The following is an 11,403-nucleotide window of genomic DNA, read 5'->3' as shown; positions in this document are numbered from 1 at the left end:
GGCATGGGGCATGGGGCATGGGGCATAGGCAGAATTAATGTTGATATTCTATGCCCAATTTCCAATTACTTTGAATTTTTAGTATCTAGTTTTGGGTAAAGGTTGACCAAACTCAATTACCTCGATATTAGGATCATTAGGTTTATTATTCGGGATTTTTGGTACTGGAAACTCAGACTGATTGAAGGGAGGAGTGCTATTTAAGTTACCAGATTGATTTGGGAAAGTAGCAGGCGGAAGAATAGAATTAGGTAGTTGAGAGGGTTGGTTAGGAGTCAGGGGAGGTACAGTTACAAAAGGCTGTTTTGGATTAGTTGTTTGTGGTAGGTCGGATGAGGGCGGAAGTGTGAACAAGGGCGGTTGTGTGTTAGTAGTTGTTAGTGGTAGATTACCAGGCGGCTGTGAGTAGTTATAGGGTACTTGGGGTAGGTTACTGGAAGGTTGTGAATAGTTGTAAGGTGTTTGGGGTAGGTTGGTAGGTGAAGGCGAAGAATATCGCGGTTGTACAGAAGTACTATAACCAGGAGTCACAGGACGTAAAACCCAGCGAGTGGGGTTGTTTTGGGAAATAGGTTGCAATTGCAGCTGTTTGGGATCTAAAGAGGTATTTGGTGCTAAATCTAGGACAATGCGGGTGCTAGTTGCGTTTAATTGGGAAACGCGAATTCTTTGGATTGCTCCAGAATAATTTTGTTGAGTAGTAACATAACCCAACTTGGTATCCGGCAGATCTACAACAATACGAGGGGGTTGGGAAAGGTAGAAATAGCGAGGGGTTGTACCTGCTGAGAGGGTAATTTCTAGTTGTACTTTCTCTGGATAAAAGCGCCAATCATCTAATTTTGCTACTGGTGTGGCAGCACTGCTAACAGTTTCAAGGGCAATTGCTACGTACAGGCTAAATAAGCTTACGCCAAACAGCTGCTTGTACCATTGGAAAAATTTCCTAGTCTTTAGTCCCTTGTCCATTCTTTTGATCCCTTGTTAAGTTGAGCGATAAGTATGGTTTCTCGACATTCTTAATAGTTGCCGATTTTTTAATGGCTGTTTAACTTCTGGGATTTTTCTTGAGCTTTTTGTGGTATAGCAGTAAATCCTAGATTTTGCGAGATATCACTTATGGTTAGTTGACCTGTCATTTGGCCTCCATCTACAAGTTGCATTTGAATTGTGACTGAGTTCCTCGGATTATTTTGCAGTGGAGAAATATTACAAAGGATGGATTGGTCAACTGTTCCAGATAAACTCAACTGCTGATTTCTCAGCATCATACCTGTAAGCGAGTGCTTGACGTCAGTATCTGCGTTAGTGTTGGCTGGTAATAAAGAGGCATTCAAGTAAATACCTGATTGCTGAAGATTTAATATCAAAGCACCTGATTTTTCACACAGCGGCCAATTTTTAGCTAGTGTCAGTCGATAAAGACCATTAATTGCGGGAGGAGCCTGAAGATTGTTTTCCCCGTAAGCGGTTACGACTTTAAACAACAGTAGTACTGAACTTATTGCTACTCCATAAAAAGCTAAAGATTTGAAGTTGAAATGATTCATAGTTTTACATCTCAACTTTTGATTCTTGACTACCAACATCAGGAAGCACGGAGGCCAGGTGAGAGGTGAGTTGACTGTAGCGACGGGTAATTAGTAGGGAGGAGCGGCATTGAATAGCTAGTTGATCTGTATATCGTCCCAAAGTTTGACGCTCAATCCCCCAAGTACGGCTAGTACCAGCAATTGTCAGATCGACACCTTCTGAGGCTGTAACTACAGCTTGGATTGGCTCTGGAGCTTCGATAATTTTGATGTCTATGCGATCGCGTACACTAGTCGGCAATTGTTCCATCATCCTATGCAGTTCGTAACTCAATTCTTCCTTGACATGATTCGTTACTACTTGTAATATATGCAACATGCAATTTTCATGATTGATTAGTAATCTCAGTGCAAGTATCAATGCCAGATCATCATGAATATTTGCCGAATAAGGAACCAACAAGCTTTCTAATCGCTCGCCTCCCTTGTCTACAAAAACTGCCACATCAACTGGCGCATTGGTAAGAATTTGCCCGACTCGTCCACCTAAGCGATTGCTACTAAAAGCTGGACGATGCCATCCCACTAAAATTAAATCAGCTTGTTCTAATACGGCAATCTGTGATGTTTCCCGCGCGACATTGCTAGAGATGCGAACGATAGAATGCACATGAGATTGTGTTTCTGGTGGTTCGAGAGTATTAATCAATTCTGCTAGCTGCTGGCGACGCTGTGCGATTAATCGGTCTGCCTCAACTGGGGTACTTTCAAAGGCATAGTCTTCTTCAAATTCAATCAAGCTTAAGGGATTAACAATGGCGGGTTGTTGGTAGTTAAGAGCGATGTTTGCGGTAGGCAACGCGATCGCTACAGCTAATTGCACCAAACCTTTTTGTGTACTGGGATTCGCAATCGGTACTAAAATCCGGTAGGGACGAGTGTAAGCTTTGCTAGCAGCATCTATGCCTGCTTCTGCTTCCAATTCTGGTTCCACTACATCTAATCTGATCAGCTTTTTCGGATATGTCCATTCTAGGAGTGGAGAGGTCATGAATGTGGTTACTAACGCCATTATGACCAACATGGTAAATATTAAAGGGGAAATTACTCCTAACTCCAAACCAATGTTTAGCACTATCAGTTCGGTCAAACCACGAGTATTCATCAACCAACCGAGTGCTGCTGCTTCCCGTTTATTAATGCCACTGACACGAGCTGCTACATAAGTGCCTATATACTTGCCTGCGATCGCTACTCCTAAGACCAATGCACACAAAAACCACAATTCGGGACGGTTAAGCAAGCCAATTTGCGTCCGCAAACCACTGTAGGCAAAAAATATTGGCAGTAAAAATATCAGCACGAAATCTTCAGTTTTTACCGCCAATTCCCTTACTAAATCTGCATTCTTGGGCATTGCTGCGCCCAGTAGAAATGCTCCAAAAATTAAGTGAATGCCGATTAGTTCAGTGATCAGTGCAGACGCAACCACTGCCATATAAATCAAAGCTAGAACCAATTGGCTAAGGCGTCCAGCGCGGCGATAATGAGTAGCAAGACGTTGTAAGAACCAACGTCCCACCGTCAGCATCAAAGCAATGTAGACTAAGCTGGCAATAATTGTAGGTAATGCACCAGCGAAGTTGCCTGTACGAGCTACGGCGATCGCTACTGCCAATAAGCACCAAGCCGTCGCATCATCCACTGCGGCACAAGTTAATGCCAACGTTCCCAGGCGTGTCCCTTGCAAATTGTTTTCAGTAATAATTCGTGCTAGCACGGGAAAGGCAGTAATTGACATTGCTGCCCCTAAAAACAGAGCAAAGGTGGTAAAAGATACATTTGCATTGGAAACCAGGGGATAAAGCAGCACCGATAACAATGTTCCTAAAGAGAACGGCGCTAAAATGCTTACATGAGAAGTTAGAATTGCTACTTCTAATTGCCCACTCAAGTATTTTGGATTTAGCTCTAGTCCAATGAGAAACATGAAAAATATTAGCCCCACCTGAGACAAAACATTTAGAAAAGGAATAGTTTCTGGTGGGAATAAGGTAACTGCTGCATGGGGAGCAATCCAACCAAATAAAGATGGGCCGAGCATAATCCCCGCGACAATTTCACCAATTACTAGTGGTTGATTAATTGATCGGAATGCCAGCCCTACTAGCCGTGACAGTCCGATAACAATCAGCACCTCAACCAGAACGAGAATAATTGTGTGCATGGTTTCCTTAAAAGCGACTATCCGGTTTCCTTAAGATGATTCTTTAAATTCATGGAAAATGTCAACCTTGTCAGACACACTTAAAGTTAATTCGCGCTTAGTTGTGATGTTAATTGTTACAACACAGTTGCAGCAGTAGAAAATGCATTGAATAGCTAACCCTAACAGTATTTACGAATTAACTATATAAACATAAATCGGTAATTATTCTTGAGAATAAGGTTTGTATTAGTACTAGTAATTATTACCTCAACTTTTGGCTGTGCCGTTCTTAAACAAAAGATTTTTCATATAGGATTCCTATTTGATTTTTGAAAAAACTGCGTAAACCTCTAATTCCCTTTTTTCATGTTCCCTATTCCCTATTCTCCATTCCCTGTCTTTACGAGTCAGTTCACGAATCAAATCGATTACTATAGCTTGTACCTTGTAACAAAAAGGCAATTAATGGCGATGCCATGAGTGTAGTGATAATCGCCATAATAACCATAATAGTGAATAAAGTTGGAGTGATTATACCTTGCTCAAGACCAACATTGAGAATGATCAACTCCATTAAACCGCGAGCATTCATCAATGAGCCAATTATTGCTGAATTACGCCAATTTTCGCCCCCAAGCCTTGCTGCCAGTGTACAAGAAACTCCTTTACCAAAAATGGCGATCGCAATAATTAATATGGTTATTCCCCACAAATTAGGTGTGTTTACCAGTCCAATTTGAGTATTAAGTCCAGAGAAAACAAAGAAAATCGGTAGCAGAAATGAAGTAGTGAAAAACTCGGTATATTGACGAATTTGCTCAGCAAATTCTCCACGTGGCATCACTGCTCCAAGGATAAATGCACCGAATATTGCATAGATACCGGTGGCATCAGTAAACCAAGCGCAGAATGTCAAAACTATTAACAATAATGTCAGGGTTTGCCTACTTACAACTGCATCACGTTTTGTCATACGCGTGAAGATGCTAAGTACATGTTGCCCTACGAAAACTGCAAATAGTACATAAATAATGCCACCACCAATTGCTAAGACAGCAATGCTCATGGAATTTTTCACGCTTGCAAGCACAATCGCTAGTAAACACCAAGCAACTCCATCATCAACCGATGCTGCTCCTAAAGCTAAAGTACCAAAGCGGGTTTTTGCTAGACCGCGTTCGTAAATGATCCGAGCTAACATGGGAAACGCCGTAATTGTCATCGACGCACCAAGGTACAAAGCAGCAGCCCAAGGCGTTACATTTTGTTGGAAAAAATTGCCCTTCTTGTACAGCAAAAAAGAGGCGATCGCTCCTAAAATAAATGGAGTAATAATTCCGGCAGCAGATAGTAATCCTGCACTTTTAATATGATGTTTTAATAGTTTGGTATTAAACTCCAACCCAATCAAAAACATATAAATTGCTAACCCAATTTGGCTGATAGCATATAAAATCGACATCGATGGATTAGGTATCTTGCTTCCTAGTGCAGTCAAAATGGGAAGTTTGGGAAACAGCCATTGCTGCAAATCTGGTGCTATTAAGCCCAAAAGTGATGGGCCCAGCATCACACCTGCAATCATTTCACAAACAACATCGGTTTGACCCAGATAACGTCGTCCTAAAATCGTGACGATGCGACAAGTGATTAAAATTATAGTGAGTTGTAAAAAAAGGTTAGTAACTAGGTCAAAATTCGACATTATATTTCCTTGAGCACAAATTAAGAATATATTGAGGGAGTTAAATATAGCAATTTTAAGTCAACAGAACACAACAGTAAAAGTACATAGATGTGAAAAATCACGTCTGCGATTATATAATGACTATTGACATTACTCAAATTATTGGCTTCTTAAATAAGTTGCGAATATTGTTGTTCAAAGAGAGTACATGAGGCTTTATAACCACTGACCACCTCGGAAACGCCAACGAGGAAATATAATTCGCATGAGGCTTTGCGAGGCAATAAAAACTGCTAACCAAACGACGCTGTAGTGTAGTAAAAAAGCTCCTAGCGATAGCTCTTCTTTTGCCAGAGGTATTGGTAAAAAGCCAAAAATTTTTATCCCACAGAAGACAAAGAGTAATTCCCAGATACCAGCTAAGAGTTGATAAGCTGCGGGCCAGTCCCTATCCCAGCGAGATTTTTGAAGATAGTTATAAACTACATCCCAACCCAAGCCAAAAATAGCAATATAACTGAGTATCCAAAAATAAACTGAGTTAGTACCAGGCCCAACTAAGCCTATTGCAAAGGGCAAGGATACCAACACACCAACGGTAGCAAGTAGTAATAATCGAGTTTGCCAACGACCTAATAAAGTTGGAGTCATAACAGAGTCGAGTAGTGAATAAAAAATATAGGATAACTAGGGATTTTTATAGATAGTTATAAACAGGATTTGACTTTCATTGATATTGAAAATTTCACTAATATGTGGTGTTTACTGCAATGCTCCATACAGAGCAGCCCTGTTGCTCACTGATAAGCATAATATATCTAGTACATTAAGTAAAAAAATTGGACAAATCTCAATCAATCTGCTTAAGTAATGATACTGTTTTTCAACAAAAATTTCTGTGTTTTCCTAGATAAATCTTAGAAAATGTATAAAAATCATCAAATTTTCTCTGGCTACTTTAAAAAAATAGGAAAATTTTATGTTATATTCCCTTTCTGAAGGGTGATTTAGGGATATCTCTAATGATTTTGATGTCATGCTCGCGACTTTTGGGACATTACTCTTGCTACTGCTTTTCTCTAAATAAGGAATTTGATGTATGAAGACTTTCAAAAATTTGACTGTAGTTACTATTGGAATGGTGGTTACAGCTTTCGGAACATTGGGATCTATATTTCCAGTCCAAGCTTTAACACTTTCTACTAGCAGTGGACAAGTTGGAAGCGTTGATGTTGCGACAGGTGTGTTTACTTCTTTTATTAACAATGCACCAGTTTTTACTGATATAGCTGTCAACGATAGTGGGCAACTTTTTGGTACTACCTTTAGTCAGCTATACAGTATTAATCAAAGCCCAAGTTCATTTACATTGATTGGCGATGAGAACGTTAATGACATAAATGCATTGGGATTTGCCAACAATAACGTACTTTATGCCACAGGCTTTAATAGTGGTTTTTATTCTATTAATGCGTCCACAAGTGCTGCAACTTTGATATCTGATATCTCTGGTAACCAAAGTGCTGGTGATATTGTATTTGATCCTACAATTAATCAATTCCTGGCTACATTCACAACTCCAACCGATAGCACTTTATTTTCTATCGCTTTAAACGGTATAGCTACGCAAATTGGCAGTGTTGGTTTCAGCAGCGTGTTTGGACTGGGTTTTGATCGTGGAACTTTGTATGGTTACACAATTGATGGAAAACAACTGATTATTAATTCAACGACAGGAGTAGGAGTTTTTGATAAGAATGTTACAGGACTTTCTGGTTCTCAAATCTTTGGAGCTGCAAGTTCTATCAGTGAAGCACAACCTGTTCCTGAACCAATGACCCTTGCTGGTTTAGTGGCTGTTAGTTTTATGGCGTGGCCAATGAAGCGTAAGCAAAAAACTTCCCAATCTGCATAGTCATAGATATTATCCCTCTTGCATAAATGCTTAACTTCTCATGTTGAGCGGAGTGAAATATCTAGTGAGATTCTTCTCTCCACTGCGTTCCGCTCAGAATGACATTTATGATTTTTAGACTTTTGCAAGAGGTCTATTATCCCTTTTGCCCCTCCAGATATTTCCCTAGAGGGGTTTTTAACTGGAAAGCTGAAGAGAGCAGAATTTAGCTGTTAAGGTTAAGTGTGTTCTTGTCGGCCTGTCTACAGAGACGAGAAATCCAATAAATATAGATAGACACCTGTGATCAGCACACTATTGAGATGAAAGTGCAAAATTATTGAAAGAAGCTATGGGTTTCTCATCAAAATAATTGGGTCAGGTGACGATGGGAATGGTAAGCTGCAAGTGCGTTCCAATGGATCACATCCTCTAACAAAGCTTGATATCCTAGTGTATTAGGATGAAGGCCATCTTCACTCAAGCGTTTGAGTCGCCAAGTTTCACCGCGTTCCATCCATTGCTCGAAAATATCCAGATAGGGAATTTGCCGTTTGGAGCAAGCAACTTGAGTAGCTGTTTTGTAGCGGGATTGTTCGGCATGATTGTAGTAAAAGCAATCTAGAAATGGCATTTTGACCTCATTCACTGGTACCATGCCTACAAATAATACCGGACAGAGTTGCTGTGCCAAATCTAGTAAAGAAGCGATTTCCGATTCAAATACGGCAAAATCTGTATAATTGCGTCCATCAGGACGAGTTAACCGCGCTGAGTCATTCACGCCTACTGATAAAATAATTAAGTCGGGAACACGATTTCGCAATTCACCTCGATGGCGAAATTCCACTTCTAGCCTTTGTGCTACTTGCTGGGTGCGATCGCCTCGCACTCCTAAGTTATATAAAACATGACCCGCACTATTTGGCAACATCCACCACCGCCGCAACTGCTCAACCCAGCCTCCTTTTTCCGGGTCGCCAAATCCATACACTAAGCTATCTCCCAGTGCGACAATCTTCAAAGACTGACATTTATTTGATGGTACAGACAGCTGCATTGAAGAAGTAGCTTGAAATGTTTGCATCTTAAAAAGAATATGTTTTACATCTTTACAAGATTCTATACATTTCTACACCATTAATGAGTATTTTTACGCTTCATCTTGAAAGGCGTTGATTAAGTAGGGGGCTGCTGCATCTCGGCGTGGCCAATTCTGGGAAAGGAAGCGAACCAGCAAAGGCAATGTTACTAGCATCAGTAGGACACCTAGCCACCAGTTAGAACGTAATTGTTCTAGACTATTCACCGATGAGGTAGGATTCGACCCACTAGAGAAAAGTCCCATTGTCACCGCTAGGAAGTTATTCAATGCATGGCTTGCCATCGGTACAATCAGCGTGCGGGTTTTGATGTATAACACCCCCATGATTATACCAAATATGGACAATCCCAAAACGTTTGCATGTAAGATTCCAAATAAAAGTGACGAAATAACCAAAGCAGATCGAATGCCCCACTTAGCCGCCCAGCGCTGTAAAATAATACCTCGGAAGAGAAATTCCTCTGCGATTGGGCCAATCACCACATAAACCATCGCTGCTAGCAAGTTGTCAAACAAAGGTGCAGAACTTCGAGGAGATGGATTGGTAGTAACCTGGCGGATGACTCCCTCCACAAAAGAAGGCGCGACTAATAACAATAGGTAAAATGACACAAGGAAGGCACTGAGGGAAAACAGGATTGTGAGAATCACCAAGCCTACTGTCTGTAACCATCTGTGATTTTTTGGTACTCTACCTACTACGTACTTGAGATTAATTCCAAAGCGTTTGAAATCTGCCAGTTCCCAGAGACAAAGTAACCCAAATATTAAGATGTAGAGGATCAATGGTACAACTTGATTGTTGAATTCCAGACCAGTGATTCCTTGTACAAAGCCTAGTGCAAAGCCAAGACTCAACGATATCAACAAACCTCGCAACAGCAAATTGCGAACCTTGAGCTTACGGAATGGATTATCGAGAGTTTGATCTGTCATAAATTAATGATGGGCGATCGCTTATAATTCCTTTACTTTCACCTAATTAAGGCGACTGATTCAATACCCACTTCAACCACTGCCCATAGGAACTTAGAGTATTCAAATATTGAACTCCAGGCGCACGGGCGGTGACGAGTCCATCAACGGCAACTAAGGCGGCGTACTGCAAGCCCAGAAAACTATCAACTGCTGCATAGGGCCCGCCGAGGGTAATGGCTCCAGCCGCATACATCTGACCTCTGCCACTACGCATTTCTATCAACTCAAAATTGTTCGCTACAACCAACCGCCCCAAGTGATTCAGCGGCAGATTGTAATGTTTCACCAAATCGTCTAACAAAGGATTTGTTTCTACCTTGGCATCTAGTCCAGTAGCATCAACAATAAAGTCAGCAGCGAGATTCATTTCCCCAAAACCTTTTTCCCGGATACGGGTAATAGTGCGGTTTTGGGCATCTCGTTCTACACCCAGCACTTCACCAAAGGTAATTTGATACCAGCCTTCGCTTAGCCCTTGTTCTGTGATGCGTTGCCAATCGTGGCGGTCAGCGGTGGTTGTACCGCCCCAGTCCGTTATTAGGCGCTTACGTTCATCAGGACTAGCTTTTTCTAACATAACGCGGAGTTCACCGCCCCAACAGGCTTTGGGCCAGTTAAATGGTTGAAATTCGTAATGATTTTTAACTAGACGCTGAGCAGTTTGAAATTTATTACCTTGGGGTTTAGGCGATCGCATCAAATGCAAAACTGTAATATTCTGATTTTGCTTTCTTGCCTCATAAATACGCTGAAAAACCCGCGAAGCGACAATCCCTCGCCCCCGAATCAACACTGTACCACCCTGTTGCTCTAGTTGTTGGTAAACATGATCGTGTGCCTCATAAGCATTCACGACCGACTTAAAATCTTGATATTTTTCCCTATAAGCTTGTAAATCTGGGAGAAACTGAATGGCTGGGTAGCCAGTAGCTAAATGTAAATAACGACTAACTAGAAAAGCATAATTTCCTGGGCCACGAGAATAAGCTACGCAATACCTGCCATCATCTGTTTTGCGAATTCCCCTAATTCGCCCATAACGATAAATTTGATTCCAGCCAATGCGCTTGGCTTCCCGATCGATAGAATCAAAGACATTACCCGCACGAGGTGTATAAGTTTCTGCAAATGTTGGTTCAGCAAATACCTGCCACAGATATCTGAATGCTGAATTAATCTTGCCTTGGGTGAAATCATACCAAGATTCCCGCAGAGCATAGCTAGGCCAGCCCCAAATATTATCGGGACAAGAGTCAGAATTAGATCGTAGTCTTTCATGTAAGGGAATTTGCGAATTCATGCAGAGGCGTTTGTAACGAGCATACGGCTCTCCCTCTAATCCCAAAGCCACAATCTTGTCGGCATGGACACCACTAATTCGCAGTAAATCAACCCAGACAAAGCTACCCAACCCCGCCCCAATCGCCAAATAATCAGATTCATCTACTGGCAAGCCTGTAGCATGGAGTGCTTGCACAGCGACGTTTTCCGCTTGAAACGCTGATGGCGGAAAATTGCTTCTTGAGGGTGTAGACTGCGCTGGGGATAAGCTGGGGTCTGGGAGATTAGTATTTGGGTTGAACTGAATTGTTGAAGGAGGGCTGGTGATTTGTGCGGATACATTGGTGGCAAATGTCACCGTCATCATGTAGGGGCCAATTTGTAGCATATCCCCATTAGTCAAAACACTGCGCGTTTGTTGTTGACCGTTGACAAATATACCGTTAACACTACCTTGGTCAATCGCCACCAGTTGGTTTTGTTCCCAGTCAATTAGGGCATGGTAGCGAGAAACTTCGTTACTGTTAAGCAGCATCCTGGAGACACGTTGTCCTCCGATTTCGGCAGGTAAGCGGGCGAATTCTCGACCAAAAGCGATAGGTAGATTTAACTTTGGTTCTCGCCGTTCTCCCGTTGCTGGATCTTCCCAACTTAATTGGATTTGTAAGTCATTGGTCATTGGTCATTGGGCATGGGGCATGGGGTATGGGGCATGGG

General features: G+C 41.7%; 9 protein-coding genes. 1 reads left to right on the top strand and 8 read right to left on the bottom strand.

The window, feature by feature from the left end:
* Positions 1-78: 78 nt before the first annotated feature.
* From IQ246_RS26010 to IQ246_RS25990, 5 genes are all read right to left on the bottom strand, one after another.
* A complete protein-coding gene (locus IQ246_RS26010) occupies positions 79-969 on the bottom strand; it encodes an AMIN domain-containing protein (RefSeq protein WP_194006201.1) in 891 nt (296 codons plus the stop codon).
* A 68-nt stretch (positions 970-1,037) separates the two neighbouring features.
* Positions 1,038-1,550, bottom strand: a complete 513-nt coding sequence (locus IQ246_RS26005) for a hypothetical protein (RefSeq protein ID WP_194006200.1) — start codon at positions 1,548-1,550, stop codon at positions 1,038-1,040.
* A gap of 4 nt (positions 1,551-1,554) precedes the next feature.
* On the bottom strand, positions 1,555-3,759 hold the full coding sequence (locus IQ246_RS26000; protein ID WP_194006199.1) for a cation:proton antiporter: 2,205 nt from the start codon (positions 3,757-3,759) through the stop codon (positions 1,555-1,557).
* A 394-nt stretch (positions 3,760-4,153) separates the two neighbouring features.
* Positions 4,154-5,446 (bottom strand): cation:proton antiporter, encoded by a 1,293-nt coding sequence (locus tag IQ246_RS25995; RefSeq protein ID WP_194006198.1) that lies wholly within the window; start codon positions 5,444-5,446, stop codon positions 4,154-4,156.
* Positions 5,447-5,644: 198 nt separating this feature from the next.
* Positions 5,645-6,079 (bottom strand): hypothetical protein, encoded by a 435-nt coding sequence (locus IQ246_RS25990; RefSeq protein ID WP_194006197.1) that lies wholly within the window; start codon positions 6,077-6,079, stop codon positions 5,645-5,647.
* A 448-nt stretch (positions 6,080-6,527) separates the two neighbouring features.
* Here IQ246_RS25990 and IQ246_RS25985 point away from each other — a divergent pair, with 448 nt between their 5' ends.
* The gene (locus tag IQ246_RS25985; RefSeq protein WP_194006196.1) at positions 6,528-7,343 is read left to right on the top strand and encodes a PEP-CTERM sorting domain-containing protein; all 816 of its coding nucleotides are present in this window, start codon (positions 6,528-6,530) and stop codon (positions 7,341-7,343) included.
* 343 nt (positions 7,344-7,686) lie between these two features.
* Here IQ246_RS25985 and IQ246_RS25980 read toward each other — a convergent pair whose 3' ends face one another.
* From IQ246_RS25980 to IQ246_RS25970, 3 genes are all read right to left on the bottom strand, one after another.
* Positions 7,687-8,409, bottom strand: a complete 723-nt coding sequence (locus tag IQ246_RS25980; RefSeq protein WP_194006195.1) for a GDSL-type esterase/lipase family protein — start codon at positions 8,407-8,409, stop codon at positions 7,687-7,689.
* 66 nt (positions 8,410-8,475) lie between these two features.
* Positions 8,476-9,363, bottom strand: coding sequence for a CPBP family intramembrane glutamic endopeptidase (locus IQ246_RS25975; RefSeq protein ID WP_194006194.1), 888 nt, complete (start codon positions 9,361-9,363; stop codon positions 8,476-8,478).
* 46 nt (positions 9,364-9,409) lie between these two features.
* Positions 9,410-11,365 (bottom strand): FHA domain-containing protein, encoded by a 1,956-nt coding sequence (locus IQ246_RS25970; RefSeq protein WP_194006193.1) that lies wholly within the window; start codon positions 11,363-11,365, stop codon positions 9,410-9,412.
* Positions 11,366-11,403: the final 38 nt, after the last annotated feature.

It is taken from the genome of aff. Roholtiella sp. LEGE 12411, from assembly GCF_015206995.1.
GTDB lineage: Bacteria > Cyanobacteriota > Cyanobacteriia > Cyanobacteriales > Nostocaceae > Komarekiella.
Note: the sequence above shows the minus strand (reverse complement) of the source record. Positions and strands in the feature narration are given on the sequence as shown.